Here is a 19189-nt window from a genome sequence, read left to right as displayed (position 1 = left end):
GTCCGTCTTCGAAGGGGGCGCGCGAAGCCCATGAGCGGTGTCATGAAGCGTATGGGAATGATCTTCCGCGCGAAGGCCAACAAGGCCCTGGACCGGGCCGAGGACCCGCGCGAGACGCTCGACTACTCCTACCAGAAGCAGCTCGAACTGCTGCAGAAGGTGCGCCGTGGCGTCGCCGACGTCGCGACCTCCCGCAAGCGGCTGGAGCTCCAGCTCAACCAGCTCCAGGGGCAGTCCGCCAAGCTGGAGGAGCAGGGCCGCAAGGCGCTCGCCCTCGGCCGCGAGGACCTGGCGCGCGAGGCGCTCTCCCGCCGCGCCGCCCTCCAGCAGCAGGTGACGGACCTGGAGCAGCAGCACCAGACCCTCCAGGGCGAGGAGGAGAAGCTCACCCTCGCCGCCCAGCGCCTCCAGGCCAAGGTGGACGCCTTCCGCACCAGGAAGGAGACCATCAAGGCCACCTACACCGCGGCCCAGGCCCAGACCCGCATCGGCGAGGCGTTCTCCGGCATCTCCGAGGAGATGGGCGACGTCGGCCTGGCCATCCAGCGGGCCGAGGACAAGACCGCGCAGCTCCAGGCCCGCGCCGGGGCGATCGACGAGCTGCTGGCCTCGGGCGCGCTCGACGACCCCAGCGGGCTGGCCAAGGACGACATCGCGGCCGAGCTGGACCGGATCTCCGGCGGCTCCGACGTGGAGCTGGAGCTCCAGCGGATGAAGGCCGAGTTGGCGGGCGGCACGGGCGGCGACCGGCAGGCCATCGAGGGCGGTCAGGACCAGGCGGGGCAGCGGCAGGCGCAGCAGCAGTCCCAGGACGCCCCCCGGTTCGACAAGCAGTAGCCGGCCCGACGAGCGGTGGCCGGGCGCCGGGGGCGCATCACCCCCGGCGTACCGGGCACCCGCTCCCCGGGAAGCCCGGAAGGAGAGCGTCGTGATCGTACGGATCATGGGGGAGGGGCAGGTCAGGCTGGACGACAGCCACCTGCCCGGCCTGAACGCACTGGACGACGAGCTGCTCCACGAGATGGAGCACGGCGACGAGGCCGGCTTCCGCCGCACCCTGAACGCCCTGCTGGACGCCGTACGCTCGCTGGGCACGCCCCTGCCGGACGACGCCCTGGAGCCCTCGGAGCTGATCCTGCCCGAGCCGGGCGCCACGCTGGAGGAGGTGCGCGCCCTGCTGGGCGAGAACGGACTGTTCCCCGCCGACGCCTCCGCCTGAGGGACGGGCGCCCCTCCCCGGAACCCCTACAGGAACGCGGCGGAGGGGACGTACGGCGACGGCGGCCGCATGCCGCGCAGGCCCACCCAGCCCGCCGTGTCCGGCTCCAGCCCCGCGGCCAGCCCGACGTCCAGCGCCCACTGCTGCTCGGCGGTCAGGCCCTCGATCCGCACCGGGCGGCCCTCGCCGACGACGCCCAGGGCGGCCGTCAGCAGCCGGGTGGCCAGCCGCCGGGAGGTCGCGCCCAGCAGCTCCACCCGGGCCTCGCCGCCGTCGCGGCCCCCGGACAGGTAGCAGTAGCCGCTGCCGGCGAAGTCGTCGGTCACCAGCGGCCTGGCGTGGCGCGGCAGCTCGTCGTGGTCCGGGCCGTGGGCGCCGCCGCGCAGCCGCCGGTCCACCGAGTCCATCAGGTCCCGGTCCTTCGGCCCGCCCTCGGCCACCACGCCGTCCGGGGCGGCGAGCCCCGCGGTCGAGACCGTCCCGGTCAGCCGCGCCGCCGGGTGCAGCTCGAAGCCCGCCCGGCGGCAGACGCGGGCGGCCACCGGATGGGGCGGCACGAGGACGATCCCGCGCAGGCAGCCGCGGCCGTACGCCAGCGCCCGCTCCAGCAGGGCGGTGCCCACGCCCCGGCCCCGCGCCTCGGGCAGCACGGCGAGCAGGGACAGCCCCCAGGTGCCCTCCCGCCGTGTGGACAGCACGGCTCCGACGGGGCGTCCCGCGGCGTCCTCGGCCAGCCAGCAGCCCCCCGGGTCGGTACGGGCCAGATGGCGGGCGTGGTGGGGGCGGCGGACGGCCGGGGCGGGCAGCGGCGCGTCCCGCGCCGGCGGGGCGGGGTGCGGTGCCCGGAGGGCGGCGTCCGCGACGAACCGCACGGCCGCGGCGTCCTCCTCGCGATCGTGTACCGGGCGCAGCAGCATGCCGACCATCCTGGCCGACCGCGCCGCGCCCGGTCACACGCGTCGCGGAATCCCGGCGCCTACGGCAGGGCGAGCATCCGCTCCAGGGCCAGCTTGGCGAACTTCTCGGTCTCCGGGTCGACCTGGACGCGGTTGACGACCTTGCCGTCGGCCAGCGACTCCAGGGCCCACACCAGGTGGGGCAGGTCGATCCGGTTCATGGTCGAGCAGAAGCAGACCGTCCGGTCGAGGAAGACGATCTCCTTGCCCTCGGGGGCGAAGCGGTTCGCCAGGCGGCGCACCAGGTTGAGCTCGGTGCCGATCGCCCACTTCGAGCCGGCCGGGGCGGCCTCCAGGGTCTTGATGATGTGCTCGGTGGAGCCCACGTGGTCCGCCGCCGCGACGACCTCGTGGCGGCACTCGGGGTGCACCAGCACGTTGACGCCGGGGACGCGCTCGCGCACGTCGTTCACCGACTCCAGCGTGAAGCGGCCGTGCACCGAGCAGTGGCCGCGCCACAGGATCATCTTCGCGCCGCGCAGCTCCTCGGCGGTCAGCCCGCCGTTCGGCCGGTGCGGGTTGTAGACGACGCAGTCCTCCAGGGACATCCCCATGTCGCGCACCGCGGTGTTGCGGCCCAGGTGCTGGTCGGGCAGGAACAGCACCTTGCCCCGCCCGGGCTCCCCCTGCGAGAACGCCCAGTCCAGCGCCCGCTTCGCGTTGGAAGAGGTGCATATGGTGCCGCCGTGCCGCCCGGTGAAGGCCTTGATGTCGGCCGAGGAGTTCATGTACGAGACCGGGACGGTGACGTCGGCGACGCCCGCCTCGGTCAGGACGTCCCAGCACTCGGCGACCTGCTCGGCGGTGGCCATGTCCGCCATCGAGCAGCCCGCGGCCAGGTCGGGCAGGACGACCTGCTGCCGGTCGCCGGTGAGGATGTCGGCGGACTCGGCCATGAAGTGCACGCCGCAGAAGACGATGTACTCCGCCTCCGGGCGGGCGGCGGCGTCCCGGGCGAGCTTGAAGGAGTCGCCGGTGACGTCGGCGAACTGGATGACCTCGTCGCGCTGGTAGTGGTGGCCGAGCACGAAGACCTTCTCGCCGAGCCGCTCCTTCGCCGCGCGGGCGCGCTCGACCAGGTCCGGGTCCGACGGGGAGGGCAGGTCGCCGGGGCACTCCACACCGCGCTCGCTCTTCGGGTCGGCCTCGCGGCCGAGGAGGAGCAGGGCCAGCGGGGTCGGCTGGACGTCCAGGGCGTCCCCGGGGGTGACCGGGACGGAAGCGGAAGGCGGGGCGGTGTTCACGGCACGCACCCTTTCATCGGGCTCAGCGGGTCTTTTCGTCGGATTGACGCTATCTATCATAACCGCTTCACGTCATATTGACGATGCCGATCGCGTCAGTGTGACGCATCCCCGTCCGCGCACACGCGGAAGTGACCGCCGGGCGGTGGTGTGCGAGCATGAAAGACGCAAAGACGTACCCGGCCTGGAATGAAACCGGGAGGCCGCCTGTTGAGCAGGCGGCAGAGCAGTCCGTACAACCCGGGAGAGAAGCAGATGTCCGTATCGGACGAGACCGCTGTGACGACTGACGGAATCATCCTGTCCGACGCCGCCGCGGCGAAGGTCAAGAGCCTGCTCGAACAGGAGGGCCGCGAGGACCTGGCCCTGCGCGTCGCCGTTCAGCCCGGCGGCTGCTCCGGCCTGCGGTACCAGCTCTTCTTCGACGAGCGGTCGCTCGACGGCGACGTCGTCAAGGAGTTCGACGGTGTCCGCGTCGTCACCGACCGGATGAGCGCCCCGTACCTGGGCGGCGCCTCCATCGACTTCGTCGACACCATCGAGAAGCAGGGCTTCACCATCGACAACCCGAACGCCACCGGCTCCTGCGCCTCCGCCGTTCCGCGTGAGCGTGGGGGGTGAGGGGCGGCCTACCGCCGCGGCTCCTCCTCCCTCCCCGGCGCGCCCTCCGGCAGCCGCTCGCCCTCCCGGTCCAGGACCTCGCGGTCGCCGACCGGCTCGTCGAGCGTCACCTCCACGGCCATGTCCTTGGCGACCAGGACGCACGCCTTGCCCGGGGGCCGGGGCTTCTCGGTGATCCGCACCGTCACCTTCTCCTCGCCCTCCTCGGCGGACGCGTCGTACTCACCGCACACCCCGCCCCAGAAGTGGACCGTGAGCGTGCGGTCCCCGGGCGCGTACTCCTCGACGTAGGTGGCGGTCCTGACCGGCTTCTCCGCCCCCGGGCCCGGCTCGCCCGGCGCGGAGGTGGGGTCGTCGCCGTCCGCGGGGGGCGGCGGCGCCAGGAACTCCGGCTCCACCGCCGGGTGGACCACCGTGTGCGTCCCCGAGCCCTCCGGCGCCACCTCGAACAGCCAGGAGGGGACGAGCAGTTCGCGCCCCTGCGAGGAGTACGCCGACAGCCCGAACGACGCCCCCGTCACCTCCACCGGCTCGCGCTCCCCGGCCGGGCCGCAGGGCTCGGGGCCCCCCGGTCCGCCCGGCCGCTCCGGATCGCCGTCGGCCGGCGGGACGATCGGGACGGTTCCGGGCTTCCCGCCGCCCGGCCCGGCGGTCCCCGGTTCCACCGCGCCCTTCTCCGGAGGCGCGGCGCACTTCGCTCCCAGGTCCACCCGGCCGCTGCGCCCGTTGAGCGCGGCGAGGGCGTCCCCGGCGCTCATCACCGGGTACTCCGCGCCCCCGCCGGCCTTCACCAGCCCGGTCGCCCGGCCGCTGCCGCTCACCGGCACGCCCCCGTCCGCGACGCCGATCTCGGTGGTCCAGCCGTGGACGGGCAGCCCGTCCTGCCGCGGTTCGACGCGGACGGTCCGCAGCCCGCCCCGCTCCCGCCCGGCGTCCACCTCGGCGCCCTCCAGGCCGAGGGCCTCCACGATCGGCCCGGCCGCCTCCTCGGCCTCCCGCTCGGAGACCTCGCCGTCCTCCGGCGGCGCCGCGCCGGTGAACGACCAGGCGCCGGACGCGGCGTCCACCGTGAGCCTCCCGCCCCGGCCGCCGTCGGTGCCGCCGTCGGTGCCGTCGTCGGTGTCGCCGGCCGTCCAGACGCCGTCCTTCCCGCGGACCCCGCCGCGCAGTCCCAGCGCCTCCGCCAGCGCGGCCGCCCTCTCCCTGCCGACCTCCCCGGCGGGCCGGTAGGCGGGGGCCGAGCCGGGCCCGTCGGGCAGGGGCCCGGCCGCCTTGTAGACCGGGCCGCCGCCGGGCGCCGGCTCGCCGGGCGCGATCCCGCGCTCCGCCGAGGCCGTACGGGTCTCCCCGTAGCCGTCCAGGACGAGCGGGGCCGGCGTGCCCCGGTCCCCCTGCCGGGCCGCGTCCGAGGTCCCGCCGCTCCCGGTGGTCGAGGCCCAGTACGCGCCGCCGCCTCCGGCCAGCAGGACGGCGAGGGCCACCGAGACGGCCGTCAGCCCGCGTCGCCGGGGTCGGTCGGATTCCGGGGTGTGGTCCGCACTCACCGCATCGCTCCTTCGGTTCCGTGCACCGCGCGTCCGTGCCGCGCGCACCTGGTGCTGTCGTCTCCAGCCGTGCGCCGATGGGACGGGAGCGGGGCGCGGACGGTTCCACGGGTCGGCCGGGCGGTGCGGAGGGGGAGGAAGTAGCGTGGTGGCGCCCGCAGTCCCGCCTCTCCAGGAGCAGCCCGCCGTGCGTATCGCTGTCACCGGCTCCATCGCCACCGACCACCTGATGACCTTCCCCGGCCGCTTCGCCGACCAGCTCGTCGGCGACCAGCTCCACACGGTGTCGCTGTCCTTCCTGGCCGACACCCTCAACATCCGGCGCGGCGGGGTCGGCGCGAACATCAGCTTCGGCATGGGCCAGCTCGGGGTGCGTCCGATCCTCGTCGGGGCCGCGGGCGCCGACTTCGAGGAGTACCGCGCCTGGCTGGAGCGGCACGGCGTGGACACCGCCTCGGTGCGCATCTCCGAGATCCTGCACACCGCGCGCTTCGTGTGCACCACCGACGCCGACCACAACCAGATCGGCACCTTCTACACCGGCGCCATGAGCGAGGCCCGGCTGATCGAGCTCAAGACGGTCGCCGACCGGGTCGGCGGCCTGGACCTGGTGCACATCGGCGCGGACGACCCCGAGGCGATGATGCGCCACACCGAGGAGTGCCGCTCCCGCGGCATCCCCTTCGCCGCCGACTACTCCCAGCAGCTCGCCCGGATGGACGGGGAGGAGATCCGGGGGCTGACCGAAGGCGCCGCCTACCTGTTCACCAACGAGTACGAGGCGGCGCTGGTGGAGTCCAAGACCGGCTGGGGCGCGGAGGACATCCTCGAGCGGGTCGGCACCCGCGTCACCACGCTGGGCGCCAAGGGCGTCCGCATCGAGCGGGCGGGCCGGGAGCCGATCACCGTCGGCTGCCCCCGGGAGGAGGCCAAGGTCGACCCGACGGGCGTCGGCGACGCCTTCCGCGCCGGCTTCCTGTCGGGCCTGGCCTGGGAACTGGGCCTGGAGCGGGCCGCGCAGCTGGGCTGCATGCTCGCCACGCTGGTGATCGAGACGCTGGGCACCCAGGAGTACGAGCTGCGGCGCGCCCACTTCCTGGAGCGCTTCACCAAGACCTACGGCCACGACGCCGCGGCCGAGGTCCAGGCCTGCCTGTCCTGAGCACCCGCCCCCGGCGGAGCCTCCCGGCACGGGGGCCGGGGGCCGGGGCAGGCGGTACGGGTCGGACGGCGCGGGGTCAGACGGCGCGGCGCACCCGGTGGGCGTGCCCCTCGGCGCCCAGGTACGCGTGGCCGCGCATCTCGCACCAGGCCGGGACGTCCAGCCGGGCCGCCTCGTCGTCGGCGAGCAGCACGACCGTGCCGCCGACCGGCACCCGGTCGATCACCTTCGCCAGTTCGATCACCGGGATCGGGCACCGCTTGCCCCGGGAGTCGACGGTGAGCTCCGCCTCGCCGATCTCCCCGGTCTCTCCGGCTCCTCCGCTCCCCTCGTCCGCCGCCCCGGTCCCCCCGGCTCCTCCGGCTCCTCCGGCCGGGGCGGCGGGCGCCCGGAGCCGGTCGCGCACCTCCCGCACCGCGTCCGGGAGCACCGACAGGAAGGCGTCGACGTCCTCCGCCGCCGTGCCCGGCGGCAGCGAGACCCGCACGTTGCCCTCCGAGAGCACCCCCATCGCGCGCAGCACATGACTGGGCACCAGCGTGCTGGAGGTGCACGAGGAGCCGGAGGAGACCGAGAACCCCGCCCGGTCCAGGGCGTGGAGGAGCGCCTCGCCGTCCACGTACAGGCAGGAGAACGTCACCACGTGCGGCAGCCGCCGCACCGGGTCGCCCACCACCTCCACGTCCGGCACCAGTCCGGGCACCTCGGCGCGGACGCGGTCCACCAGGGCGCGCAGCCGCGCCGCCTCGGCGTCCGCCTCCGCCCGCACCGCCCGCAGCGAGGCCGCCGCCGCGACGATCGCCGGGAGGTCCGCGAAACCGGGGGAGCGCCCCGACTCCCGCTCGTCCACCGGGGCCGGCGGGGCGAACCGCACCCCCTTGCGCACCGCCAGCAGACCGACCCCGCCCGGGCCGCCCCACTTGTGCGCGCTGGCCGCCAGCAGCGACCACCGGCCGGGCACCGGACCCCACGCCAGCGACTGGGCGGCGTCCACCAGCAGCGGCACCCCGGCCGCGGCGCAGGCCTCCGCCGCCTCCGCCACCGGCTGCTCGGTGCCCACCTCGTGGTTGGCCGACTGCAGGCAGGCCAGCGCCGTTCCGCCCCCCGCGGCTCCGCCCTCCCGCAGCGCCGCGGCGAAGGCGCCGGGGTCCACCCGCCCCGTACGGTCCACGGGCACCGTCTCCACCGTCCCGCCGCTCGCCTCGTGGGCCTCGGCGGCGTGGAGCACCGCGGAGTGCTCCACGGCGGAGACCACCAGGGTGCGGCCGACCCGCCTCCGCCCCGAGAGCGCGCCCGCGATCCCGGTGTGCAGGGCCCGGGTGCCGGAGGGGGTGAAGACCAGCTCGTCCGGGCGGCACCCCACCGCCTCGGCCGCCGCCTCGCGCGCCGCGTCCAGCAGCAGCCGGGCCCGCCGGCCCTCCCGGTGCAGCCGGGCGGGATCGGCCCAGCCCTCGTCGAGCGCGGCGAGCAGCGCCTGGCGGGCGACGGGGTGGAGGGGGAGCGAGGAGGCGGCGTCGAAGTAGGGCACACCAGCACGCTAGCGCGCCCCCTCCACCCGTGCGCCGCCGAGCCGTCCCGGCCGCCGCCGCGATCGCGGAAGCGTTGATTCCACCCGATTCCACCCCATCGGAGGGCCGCGCGGCGCGTTGGGCACCCTCCCCGCGCGACCCCAAATGGCGTCCAGTAGGGTTTGGTCCGCATAAACATCCAAACCCCTGCCCGCGCCAGGGCCGGCGCCCGACCACCACGGCCGAGCCCGGGCCGAGCGGGCGAGACTCTCGGGAAGGCGCTACGTGAGTCCCAACGGCTCCGACCGCTCGTCGCGGCGCCCGATGCGGCGGAAGCTGCCGCAGGCGCTTGCCGCGGGCCTGGTCCTGGCGACCGCCACCGGTTGCACATACAAGGACTTCCCCCGCCTCGGTATGCCCACCCCGGTCACGGAGGAGGCGCCGCGGATCCTCTCCCTGTGGCAGGGCTCGTGGGCGGCCGCGCTCGCGGTGGGCGTCCTGGTGTGGGGCCTGATCCTGTGGTGCGTCATCGTCTACCGGCGCACCAGGACCAAGGTCGAGGTACCTCCGCAGACCCGGTACAACATGCCCATCGAGGCGCTGTACACGGTGGTCCCCCTCATCATCGTCTCGGTGCTCTTCTACTTCACGGCTCGTGACGAGTCGAAGCTCCTGGAGCTGTCCGAGAAGCCCGACCACGTGATCAACGTGGTCGGCTACCAGTGGAGCTGGGGCTTCAACTACCTGGAGGACGTGGACGGTGACACCGGCACGTCCAACATCGACGCCGACGAGCTGTCCGGGATCCCCGACGACATGCTGAAGGCCGTCCCCGAGGGCGCCGAGGGCGTCTACACGGTGGGCACGCCGGGCGAGCGGAACCCGCAGACCGGCAACCCCGGCCCGACACTGTGGCTGCCCAAGGGCGAGAAGGTCCGGTTCATCCTGACCTCGCGCGACGTCATCCACTCCTTCTGGGTCGTGCCGTTCCTGTTCAAGCAGGACGTCATCCCCGGCCACACCAACCAGTTCGAGGTGACCCCCGACAAGGAGGGCACCTTCCTGGGCAAGTGCGCCGAGCTGTGCGGCGTCGACCACGCCCGGATGCTGTTCAACGTCAAGGTCGTCTCCCCGGAGCGCTACCAGCAGCACCTGGAGGAACTGGCGGAGAAGGGCCAGACCGGCTACATCCCGGCGGGCGGAGCCCGCCAAGAACGAGAAGGCCAGTAACCCGTGAGCATCCTCAACGAATCCCAGGGTGCCGCCGCAACGTCGGACCAGCCGGCGGCGACCCCCGCCCCTCTGCGCCCCAGCGAGCGCGGCAATCGTGTGATCCAGTGGCTGACCACCACCGACCACAAGACGATCGGCACGCTCTACCTGGTCACCTCGTTCTTCTTCTTCTGCGTCGGCGGTGTGCTGGCACTCTTCATGCGTGCCGAGCTGGCCCGTCCGGGCCTGCAGGTCATGTCGAACGAGCAGTTCAACCAGGCGTTCACCATGCACGGCACGATCATGCTGCTGATGTTCGCCACCCCGCTGTTCGCCGGCTTCGCGAACTGGATCATGCCGCTGCAGATCGGCGCGCCCGACGTGGCGTTCCCGCGGCTGAACATGTTCGCCTACTGGCTCTACCTGTTCGGCTCGCTGATCGCGGTGGGCGGCTTCCTCACCCCCGACGGCGCCGCGAGCTTCGGCTGGTTCGCCTACACCCCGCTGAGCGACGTCGTCCACAGCCCGGGCGTCGGCGGCGACATGTGGATCATGGGCCTGGCCTTCTCCGGCTTCGGCACGATCCTGGGCTCGGTCAACTTCATCACCACGATCATCTGCATGCGCGCCCCGGGCATGACGATGTTCCGGATGCCGATCTTCACCTGGAACGTGCTGCTGACCGGTGTGCTGGTCCTGCTCGCCTTCCCGGTGCTGGCCGCCGCGCTCTTCGCGCTGGAGGCCGACCGCAAGTTCGGCTCGCACATCTTCGACCCGTCCAACGGCGGCGCGCTGCTGTGGCAGCACCTGTTCTGGTTCTTCGGCCACCCCGAGGTGTACATCATCGCGCTGCCGTTCTTCGGCATCGTCTCCGAGGTCATCCCGGTCTTCAGCCGCAAGCCCCTCTTCGGCTACATCGGCCTGATCGCCGCGACCATCGCCATCGCCGGTCTGTCGGTCACCGTCTGGGCGCACCACATGTACGTCACCGGCGGTGTGCTGCTGCCGTTCTTCTCCTTCATGACGTTCCTGATCGCGGTGCCCACCGGTGTGAAGTTCTTCAACTGGCTGGGCACGATGTGGAAGGGCTCGCTCTCCTTCGAGACCCCGATGCTGTGGTCGATCGGCTTCCTGATCACCTTCACCTTCGGCGGTCTGACCGGCGTCATCCTGGCCTCCCCGCCGCTGGACTTCCACGTCTCCGACAGCTACTTCGTCGTCGCCCACTTCCACTACGTGGTCTTCGGCACCGTGGTCTTCGCGATGTTCGCCGGCTTCCACTTCTGGTGGCCGAAGTTCACCGGCAAGATGCTCGACGAGCGGCTCGGCAAGATCACCTTCTGGACGCTGTTCGTCGGCTTCCACGGCACGTTCCTGGTCCAGCACTGGCTGGGCGCCGAGGGCATGCCCCGCCGGTACGCCGACTACCTGGCGGCCGACGGCTACACCGCGCTGAACACGGTCTCGACGATCTTCTCGTTCATGCTCGGCATGTCGATCCTGCCGTTCCTCTACAACGTCTGGAAGACGGCGAAGTACGCGCCGAAGATCGAGGTCGACGACCCGTGGGGCTACGGCCGCTCGCTGGAGTGGGCGACCTCCTGCCCGCCGCCGCGGCACAACTTCGTCTCCATGCCGCGGATCCGCTCCGAATCCCCGGCGTTCGACCTGCACCACCCGGAGATCGCGGCCGTCGACCAGCTCGAGAACGCCGAGGGTCCCGAGGGCAAGGTCCTCTCCGGCGCCAAGGAGGCCGGCAAGTGAAGATCCAGGGACGCATGTTCATCTGGCTGTCGGTCTTCATCCTGGCCGTCGCCATCATCTACGGACTCTGGTCCAAGGAGCCGGTCGGCACCACCGCGCTGTTCATGTCCTTCGGCCTGTCGATCATGATCGGCTACTACCTGGCCTTCACGGCCCGGCGGGTGGACACCGGGGCGCAGGACAACAAGGACGCGGACGTCGCCGACGACGCCGGCGAGCTGGGCTTCTTCAGCCCGCACAGCTGGCAGCCGCTGGCCCTGGCCGTCGGAGGCGCGCTGGCCTTCCTCGGCGTCGCCATCGGATGGTGGCTGGTGTACATCTCGACGCCGATCATCCTCATCGGCCTCTTCGGCTGGGTCTTCGAGTACTACCACGGCGAGAACCAGAACCAGTAGCACTACCCCATCACGCACGGGTCACCTCCGGACACGCTCCGGAGGTGACCCGTTCGTACGTATCCGGCTCGTCCGTTCCGACCAGCGTTCCTACCGTGGCAGCATGAGTCGTGGATCACGCAGGACAGCAATGATCTGCTTCCTGGTGCTCGCGCCGCTCGCGGTGGGACCCGCCGCCTGCAGCAGCGGCGAGCAGCCTCAGGACGCGGCTCCTCACGACGCCACCGCGCACGTCGCGCTGAGCGCCGGAGAGGACGGCCGCACCGCCGACCCGGACAAGCCCCTCGAGATCACCGCCCGCGACGGCAGCCGCATCACGGACGTCCGCGCGGTCGACACGGCGGGCCGCCGCCTGACCGGCGAGCTCTCCGCCGACGGCTCCCGCTGGCGCAGCGACACCCCGCCGGCCGGTGCCATGCGCTACACCGTCGTCGTCGGCACCGAGCGCGACGACGGCGCCCCCGGCCGCCGTACCGCCGAGCTCACCACGCGCCCGGCGACCGGGGGCAAGAGGCTGGAGGTCGACCTCGGTCCGGACGACGGCACCTACGGCGTCGGCCAGCCCATCACCGCCGAACTCAGCCGGCCGGTCAGGAGCGCGGGGCAGCGCGCGATCGTGGAGCGCGCGCTGACGGTGGAGTCCACCCCCGCCGTCGAGGGCTCCTGGCGCTGGATGGACGACAGGACGCTCCACTACCGCCCGCGCGCCTACTGGCCCGCGCACGCCACCGTCGTGGCGCGCGGCAACCTGGAGGGCCTGTGGATCCGCGAGGGGCTGCGCGGCGGCGGGACGGAGCCGCTGCGCATCCGGACGGGCGACCGCGTCGAGGCCGTCGTCGACATCGACAGGACCACGATGACCGTCCGGAGGAACGGCGAGGTCGTCCGGACCATCCCGGTCACCACCGGCAAGCCCGGGTTCCGCACCCGCGAGGGCGTCAAGGTGGTGCTCGGCCGGCAAGCCGCCGTACGCATGACCGGTACCAGCATCGGCATCCCCGAGGGCAGCGCCGAGTCCTACGACCTCGACGTCCAGTGGGCCACCCAGCTCACCGACAGCGGCGAGTTCGTCCACGCGGCGCCCTGGTCGGCGGCGCACCACGGCCGGGACAACGTCAGCCACGGCTGCACGGGCATGAGCACCGAGAACGCCCGCTGGTTCTTCCACGCCGTCCGACAGGGGGACATCGTCCGGCACGTGGGCGGGGACGGGCCGAAGATGCCCGCCTTCGGCAACGGCCTCGGCGACTGGAACCTCTCCTGGGAGCAGTGGCGCCGGGGCAGCGCCCTGAGCTGACCCGGGCGGGGCCCCGGAAAGGGCGACGGGCCGCGCCGGCACCTCCGGGTGCCGGCGCGGCCCGTGCCGCGGGTGCGCTCAGGCGGCCGCGTGCCGCACGCCGCGCAGCAGCCCGGCCAGGGCGTCGGCCAGGAGAACCGGGTCGACCGGGTGCGCGACCGCGGCCTCCGCCCGGCTCCAGGTGGCCAGCCAGGCGTCCTGCGGGCGGCCGATCAGCAGCAGGACGGGCGGGCAGTCGAAGATCTCGTCCTTGATCTGGCGGCACACGCCCATCCCGCCGGCGGGCACCGCCTCGCCGTCCAGCACGCAGACGTCGATGCCGCCCTCCTCCAGCGCGGCGATCACCGCGGGCAGCGTGGCGCACTCCACGTACTCGACCGGCGGCACGTCGGCGGCCGGGCGGCGCCCGGCGGCCAGCCGCACCTGCTCGCGGGTGTTGGCGTCGTCGCTGTAGACCAGCACCGTGGCGGTCGGCTGCATGGTTCCTCCGTGTCCTCAAAGGTCCATGGGTCCATGGGGCATGGGGCCATGGGTCGCGTATGCCGTTGTTGGCGGATGCTACTCCGTCCCGAGCCCGCCCGTCAGGGATCCGGAAGGCCCCGGGATGGGCTGTCTGAGCAGGACACGGGCGGTTGACACACCGAACAGGACCCCCCGAGGTGAGGGCCGGATAAGCGACCGACATAATGTCGGCGTGGCGACAGCAACAGCAGTAGATACCGGGCACGCGCACCCGTCGGTGAACAGGCCGAACCTCACCAGCGTCGGAACCATCATCTGGCTGAGTTCCGAGCTGATGTTCTTCGCGGCCCTCTTCGCGATGTACTTCACCCTTCGGTCGGTGACGGGAGCCGAGTACTGGACGGGAGAGGCGGACATCCTCAACCTTCCGTTCGCGGCGACGAACACCACGATCCTGGTGCTCTCCTCCCTCACCTGCCAGCTCGGCGTCTTCGCCGCCGAGCGCGGTGACGTGAAGAGACTGCGCCTGTGGTTCGTGATCACCTTCATCATGGGTGCGATCTTCATCGGCGGCCAGGTCTTCGAGTACACCGAGCTGGTCCACGAGGGCGTCTCGATCTCCTCGGGGCCGTACGGGTCGGCGTTCTACCTGACCACCGGCTTCCACGGCCTCCACGTGACGGGCGGCCTGATCGCCTTCCTGTTCGTCCTCGGCCGGACGTACATGGCACGGCGCTTCACGCACCACCAGGCCACTGCGGCCATCGTGGTGTCCTATTACTGGCACTTCGTCGATGTCGTCTGGATCGGCCTCTTCGCCACCATCTACCTGATCAAGTGATCAGGCAGTACAGCCAGAAGCATCGACGCAGAAGATCCTGACACCGGGGTAATCCGTGAAAAAGCTCTCCGCACGACGGCGCCATCCGCTGGCGGCGCTCGTCGTCCTACTCTTCGCGCTGGCGGCCACCGGGGGGCTGTACGCCGCGTTCGCTCCCGCGGACGAGGCGAAGGCCGACACGTCGGCCCAGTCCCTCGCCATCGAGGAGGGCAAGAAGCTCTACGCCACCGGCTGCTCCAGTTGCCACGGAACCGGCGGCCAGGGCACGAGTGACGGTCCCAGCCTCGTCGGCGTCGGCGCCGCGGCCGTAGACTTCCAGGTGGGCACCGGCCGCATGCCGGCCCAGTCCCCGGGCGCCCAGGCGCCCAAGAAGCCGCAGGTCTACACCCAGGCGCAGATCGACCAGCTCGCTGCGTACGTCGCCTCGCTGGGCCCCGGTCCGAGCATCCCGACGGAGGAGCAGTACGACCCCTCCGGCGCCGACAGCGCCGCGGGCGGCGAGCTGTTCCGCACCAACTGCGCGCAGTGCCACAACTTCACCGGTGAGGGCGGCGCCCTCACCAACGGCAAGTACGCTCCCGAGCTCGACGGCGTCTCCGACAAGCACATCTACGAGGCGATGCTCCACGGCCCGCAGAACATGCCCGTCTTCCCCGACACGGTGCTGCCGGAGAAGGAGAAGCGGGAGATCATCGCCTACATCAACGACGTCCAGGGTGAGGACGAGAAGTCTCCCGGCGGCTTCAAGCTGGGCGGCTTCGGCCCGGTCGCCGAGGGCATGTTCGCGTGGACCATCGTCCTCGCCCTTCTGATCGGCGTCGCCGTGTGGGTCGCGGCGCGTACCGCCAAGGCCAGGAAGTCATGAGTAGCCACACCGGATCCCACGACGTGCCAGAAGAGAACCTGCCGGGACGGCGCGAGGGCGCCCACGGCGAGGTGGCGACCCGGGCGGAGAACCCGTTCGCCGACCCGGGGCTGCCGCCCCACGAGCCGCGCATCCAGGACATCGACGAGCGGGCCGCCAAGCGCTCCGAGCGCGTCGTCGCCCTGCTGTTCACGGTGTCGATGCTGGCCACCATCGGCTTCATCGTCGCGTACGTGCTCATCCCCATCGACCAGTACATCCTCGTCTGGCCGCTGGGCGAGATCAGCGCCCTGAACTTCACGCTCGGCCTGACCCTGGGCACCGCCCTGTTCTGCATCGGCGCCGGCGCGGTCCACTGGGGCCGCACGCTGATGTCCGACCACGAGCTGATCGGCGAGCGCCACCCGGTCGAGGCCGACGCGCCGACCAAGGAGAAGGTCCTCGCCGACTTCCACCAGGGCGCCAAGGAGTCGCAGATCGGGCGGCGCAAGCTCGTCCGCAACACGATGTTCGGCGCGCTGGCCCTGGTGCCGCTCTCCGGCGTGGTGCTGCTGCGCGACCTCGGCCCCCTGCCGGAGGACAAGCTCCGCCACACCGCGTGGGAGAAGGGCAAGCTGCTCGTCAACCAGAACACCGGCGAGCCGCTGCGCCCGGAGGACGTCACCGTCGGCTCGCTGGTCATGGTCCAGCCCGAGGGTCTGGAGGAGGGCAGCCACGAGTTCCAGACGGAGATCGCCAAGGCCGCGGTCATGCTCATCCGGCTGGAGCCCGAGGACATCAAGGACAAGCAGGAGCTGGACTGGTCCCACGAGGGCATCGTCGCCTTCTCCCGGATCTGCACCCACGTGGGCTGCCCGGTCACCCTGTACGAACAGCAGACCCACCACGTGCTGTGCCCGTGCCACCAGTCGACGTTCGACCTGGCCGACGGAGCGCGTGTGATCTTCGGCCCGGCCGGTCACCCCCTGCCGCAGCTGCGGATCAGTGTCAACGAAGACGGTTTCCTCGAGGCGCAGGGCGACTTCGCGGAGCCCGTCGGCCCCACCTTCTGGGAGCGCGGATGAGTACTGCAGGCGACGCCCCGAAGCGCCGGGGCAAGGCGCCCGCCGGTGAGCGGGTCGCGGACTGGGCCGACGGCCGCCTGGGCATCTACACCCTGGCCAAGGCCAACATGCGGAAGATCTTTCCGGACCACTGGTCCTTCATGCTCGGAGAGGTCTGTCTCTACAGCTTCATCATCATCATCCTGACCGGTGTCTACCTGACGCTGTTCTTCCACCCGAGCATGGCGGAGATCGAGTACCACGGCACCTACGTGCCGATGCAGGGTGTGCACATGTCGGAGGCGTACGCCTCGACCCTGGACATCAGCTTCGACGTCCGCGGCGGCCTGCTCGTGCGGCAGATCCACCACTGGGCCGCGCTGGTGTTCCTGGTGGGCATGTTCGTCCACATGATGCGCGTGTTCTTCACCGGCGCCTTCCGCAAGCCGCGCGAGATCAACTGGCTGTTCGGCTTCCTGCTGCTGGTGCTGGGCATGTTCACCGGCTTCACCGGCTACTCCCTGCCGGACGACCTGCTGTCGGGCACCGGCCTGCGCTTCATGGAGGGCGCGATCCTCTCCATGCCGGTGGTCGGCTCGTACCTGGCCATGTTCCTGTACGGCGGGGAGTTCCCGGGGACGGAGATCATCCCGCGGTTCTTCGTGGCCCACGTCCTGCTGCTGCCCGGCATCATGCTGGGGCTCGTGGTGGCGCACCTGATCCTGGTCTTCTACCACAAGCACACCCAGTTCGCCGGTCCCGGCCGGACCGAGAAGAACGTCGTCGGCATGCCGCTGCTGCCGGTCTACATGGCCAAGGCGGGAGGCTTCTTCTTCCTGGTCTTCGGCATCATCGCGGTCATCTCCGCGACGTTCAGCATCAACCCGATCTGGGTGCTGGGCCCGTACCGGCCGGACCAGGTGTCCACCAACGCGCAGCCCGACTGGTACATGGGCTTCTCCGAGGGCCTGATCCGCGCGATGCCCGGCTGGGAGATCGTCATCCCGGGCGGCTACACGCTCGCCCTGGGCGTGCTCGTCCCGCTGATGATCTTCCCGCTGATCCTGGCGGCGATCGCGGTGTACCCGTTCATCGAGTCCTGGGTCACCGGGGACAAGCGCGAGCACCACATCCTGGACCGCCCGCGCAACGCCCCGACGCGCACCGCGTTCGGCGCGGCCTGGATCGCCCTGTACTTCATCCTGCTCGTCGGCGGCGGCAACGACCTGTGGGCCACGCACTTCCACCTGTCGATCAACGCCATCACCTGGGCGGTGCGGATCCTGTTCTTCGTGGGTCCGGTGCTCACCTTCATCGTCACCAAGCGGATCTGCCTGGGTCTGCAGCGGCGCGACCGCGAGAAGGTGCTGCACGGCCGCGAGAGCGGCATCATCAAGCGGCTGCCGCACGGTGAGTTCGTCGAGGTGCACGAGCCGCTCTCGCAGGAGCAGCTCCACACCCTCACGGCCCACGAGCAGCACAAGCCGCTGGAGATCGGCCCGGAGACGGACGAGAACGGGGTGACCCGCAAGATCAGCCCGATCCAGAAGCTCCGCGCCAGGCTCAGCCGCGGCTACTACGGGGAGGGCAACCAGATCCCGAAGCCCTCGGCGGAGGAGTTCAAGGAGCTCACCAGCGGCCACCACGGCCACCACTGACGGGTACGCCCGAAGGCACGTCCGAAGAACGCCACACCGAGGGCCCCGGGCCCCTCCCGCGGGAGGGACCCGGGGCCTTCCGGTGTCCGCGGGCGTGTCCGGACTGCGGGCAGCGGCCGTGGACGGCGCGGCGCGCCGATAGGCTGGCCGCGGGCCGCCGCGTCGATCCGGCCCCTCGCATCCGACCACGCCAGGAGTGATTCCCATGAGCGCTGCTACGACCACCGGAGGCGACACCGTGGCGGCGCACACCTGGCCGGACGTGCTGAGCGCCCTGCTGGCCGGCGAGGACCTGCCCGCCGGGAGCACCGCGTGGGCGATGGACCAGATCATGCGCGGCGAGGCGACCGACGCCCAGATCGCCGGGTTCGCGGTGGCGCTGCGCGCCAAGGGCGAGACGGTGGACGAGGTCACCGGGCTGGTCCGGGCGATGTACGGGCACGCCAACGTGATCGAGGTGCCGGGCCCGTCGGTCGACATCGTCGGCACCGGGGGCGACCGGGCCAGAACGGTGAACATCTCGACGATGTCCTCGATCGTGGTGGCCGGCACCGGCGCGCGCGTCGTCAAGCACGGCAACCGCGCGGCCTCCAGCGCCTCCGGTTCCTCGGACGTCCTGGAGAAGCTGGGCGTCAACCTGGACCTCGGGCCCGAGCGGGTCGCCGCGGTCGCGGAGGAGGCCGGGATCACCTTCTGCTTCGCGGTGAGGTTCCACCCCTCCCTGCGCCACGCGGGCGCGGCCCGCAAGGAGCTGGGCATCGCGACGATCTTCAACTTCCTCGGCCCCCTGACCAACCCGGCGCGGGTGAAGGCCCAGGCCACCGGGGTCGCCGACGCCCGGATGGCGCCGATCATGGCGGGCGTGCTCGCCGAGCGGGGGACGTCCGCGCTGGTCTTCCGCGGCGACGACGGACTGGACGAGCTGACCGTGACGGGCACCTCGACGGTGTGGGTGGTGCGGGACGGCCGGGTGCGCACCGAGGTCTTCGACCCGCGCGACGTCGGCATCTCCCCGGTGCCGCTGGAGGCGCTGCGCGGCGCGGACGCCGCCCACAACGCGGACGTGGCCCGGCGGCTGCTGGAAGGGGAGACCGGCCCCGTACGGGACGCGGTCCTGCTGAACTCCGCCGCCGCGCTGGTCGCCCTGGAGCCGTCCGGCGCGCCGCTGGCCGAGCAGATCGCGGCGGGCATGGCGCGGGCCGCGGAGTCCATCGACTCCGGCGCGGCCAAGGCGACGCTGGAGCGCTGGGTGGCGGCCAGCAACGCCTGAGCCGCCCCCGCGGGCCGGGGGCGGACGCGCACGGCCCGCAGCGGCCGGGGACGGCTGCGGGGACGGCCACGGAGACGGTCGCGGAAAAGGCCGCGGACAGGGGGAGGCCCCGGCGCACCGCGTGCGCC

18 protein-coding genes are annotated in these 19189 nt (G+C 72.1%); 13 read left to right on the top strand and 5 right to left on the bottom strand.

Going from position 1 to position 19189, the window contains the following annotated elements:
* Nucleotides 1–30 precede the first annotated feature (30 nt).
* A complete protein-coding gene (locus QC029_RS22860; protein WP_279557633.1) occupies nucleotides 31–837 on the top strand; it encodes a PspA/IM30 family protein in 807 nt (268 codons plus the stop codon).
* Nucleotides 838–928: 91 nt separating this feature from the next.
* Nucleotides 929–1219, top strand: a complete 291-nt coding sequence (locus tag QC029_RS22855) for a hypothetical protein (RefSeq protein ID WP_279557632.1) — start codon at nucleotides 929–931, stop codon at nucleotides 1217–1219.
* Between the two features lie 26 nt (nucleotides 1220–1245).
* On the opposite strand, the gene QC029_RS22850 is transcribed toward QC029_RS22855, so the two are convergent.
* The gene (locus tag QC029_RS22850) at nucleotides 1246–2136 is read right to left on the bottom strand and encodes a GNAT family N-acetyltransferase (RefSeq protein ID WP_279557631.1); all 891 of its coding nucleotides are present in this window, start codon (nucleotides 2134–2136) and stop codon (nucleotides 1246–1248) included.
* 59 nt (nucleotides 2137–2195) lie between these two features.
* Nucleotides 2196–3428: a quinolinate synthase NadA gene (gene nadA, locus QC029_RS22845; protein WP_279557630.1), complete on the bottom strand. Its 1233-nt coding sequence runs from the start codon at nucleotides 3426–3428 to the stop codon at nucleotides 2196–2198.
* A gap of 246 nt (nucleotides 3429–3674) precedes the next feature.
* On the opposite strand from nadA, the gene QC029_RS22840 reads away from it, so the two are divergent.
* The gene (locus QC029_RS22840; protein ID WP_279557629.1) at nucleotides 3675–4040 is read left to right on the top strand and encodes an iron-sulfur cluster assembly accessory protein; all 366 of its coding nucleotides are present in this window, start codon (nucleotides 3675–3677) and stop codon (nucleotides 4038–4040) included.
* A gap of 8 nt (nucleotides 4041–4048) precedes the next feature.
* On the opposite strand, the gene QC029_RS22835 is transcribed toward QC029_RS22840, so the two are convergent.
* A complete protein-coding gene (locus tag QC029_RS22835) occupies nucleotides 4049–5584 on the bottom strand; it encodes a hypothetical protein (protein WP_279557628.1) in 1536 nt (511 codons plus the stop codon).
* A 187-nt stretch (nucleotides 5585–5771) separates the two neighbouring features.
* Between QC029_RS22835 and QC029_RS22830 the strand changes: the two genes are divergently transcribed.
* Entirely contained in the window at nucleotides 5772–6746 is a 975-nt protein-coding gene (locus tag QC029_RS22830) for a carbohydrate kinase family protein (protein WP_279557627.1), read from the top strand.
* Between the two features lie 76 nt (nucleotides 6747–6822).
* On the opposite strand, the gene QC029_RS22825 is transcribed toward QC029_RS22830, so the two are convergent.
* Nucleotides 6823–8274 (bottom strand): cysteine desulfurase/sulfurtransferase TusA family protein, encoded by a 1452-nt coding sequence (locus QC029_RS22825; RefSeq protein WP_279557626.1) that lies wholly within the window; start codon nucleotides 8272–8274, stop codon nucleotides 6823–6825.
* Between the two features lie 265 nt (nucleotides 8275–8539).
* Here QC029_RS22825 and coxB point away from each other — a divergent pair, with 265 nt between their 5' ends.
* From coxB to QC029_RS22805, 4 genes are all read left to right on the top strand, one after another.
* Nucleotides 8540–9484 carry a cytochrome c oxidase subunit II gene (coxB, locus tag QC029_RS22820; protein WP_279557625.1) on the top strand — a complete coding sequence of 315 codons (945 nt, stop codon included), beginning with the start codon at nucleotides 8540–8542 and terminating at the stop codon, nucleotides 9482–9484.
* Between the two features lie 3 nt (nucleotides 9485–9487).
* Nucleotides 9488–11230, top strand: coding sequence for a cytochrome c oxidase subunit I (gene ctaD, locus QC029_RS22815; protein WP_279557624.1), 1743 nt, complete (start codon nucleotides 9488–9490; stop codon nucleotides 11228–11230).
* Nucleotides 11227–11625, top strand: coding sequence for a cytochrome c oxidase subunit 4 (locus QC029_RS22810; protein ID WP_279557623.1), 399 nt, complete (start codon nucleotides 11227–11229; stop codon nucleotides 11623–11625). The genes ctaD and QC029_RS22810 overlap by 4 nt, the downstream gene beginning before the upstream one ends.
* 103 nt (nucleotides 11626–11728) lie before the next feature.
* Entirely contained in the window at nucleotides 11729–12922 is a 1194-nt protein-coding gene (locus QC029_RS22805; protein ID WP_279557622.1) for an Ig-like domain-containing protein, read from the top strand.
* Nucleotides 12923–13000: 78 nt separating this feature from the next.
* On the opposite strand, the gene QC029_RS22800 is transcribed toward QC029_RS22805, so the two are convergent.
* On the bottom strand, nucleotides 13001–13402 hold the full coding sequence (locus QC029_RS22800) for a hypothetical protein (protein WP_279557621.1): 402 nt from the start codon (nucleotides 13400–13402) through the stop codon (nucleotides 13001–13003).
* A gap of 214 nt (nucleotides 13403–13616) precedes the next feature.
* On the opposite strand from QC029_RS22800, the gene QC029_RS22795 reads away from it, so the two are divergent.
* The 5 genes from QC029_RS22795 to trpD all read left to right on the top strand — a co-directional run bounded on the left by QC029_RS22795 (nucleotide 13617) and on the right by trpD (nucleotide 19061).
* On the top strand, nucleotides 13617–14225 hold the full coding sequence (locus tag QC029_RS22795) for a heme-copper oxidase subunit III (protein WP_279557620.1): 609 nt from the start codon (nucleotides 13617–13619) through the stop codon (nucleotides 14223–14225).
* Nucleotides 14226–14280: 55 nt separating this feature from the next.
* On the top strand, nucleotides 14281–15090 hold the full coding sequence (locus QC029_RS22790) for a c-type cytochrome (protein WP_279557619.1): 810 nt from the start codon (nucleotides 14281–14283) through the stop codon (nucleotides 15088–15090).
* The gene (locus QC029_RS22785; protein WP_279557618.1) at nucleotides 15087–16154 is read left to right on the top strand and encodes a Rieske 2Fe-2S domain-containing protein; all 1068 of its coding nucleotides are present in this window, start codon (nucleotides 15087–15089) and stop codon (nucleotides 16152–16154) included. Before QC029_RS22790 ends, QC029_RS22785 begins: the two co-directional genes overlap by 4 nt.
* Complete coding sequence (locus tag QC029_RS22780) at nucleotides 16151–17791, top strand: cytochrome bc complex cytochrome b subunit (RefSeq protein ID WP_279557617.1); 1641 nt, start codon at nucleotides 16151–16153, stop codon at nucleotides 17789–17791. Before QC029_RS22785 ends, QC029_RS22780 begins: the two co-directional genes overlap by 4 nt.
* Before the next feature lie 205 nt (nucleotides 17792–17996).
* Nucleotides 17997–19061: an anthranilate phosphoribosyltransferase gene (gene trpD / locus QC029_RS22775; RefSeq protein WP_279557616.1), complete on the top strand. Its 1065-nt coding sequence runs from the start codon at nucleotides 17997–17999 to the stop codon at nucleotides 19059–19061.
* Nucleotides 19062–19189 lie beyond the last annotated feature (128 nt).

It is taken from the genome of Streptomyces sp. DH37, assembly GCF_029813835.1.
Taxonomy (GTDB): Bacteria; Actinomycetota; Actinomycetes; order Streptomycetales; family Streptomycetaceae; genus Streptomyces.
This window is presented reverse-complemented; position numbering and strand designations above follow the sequence as displayed.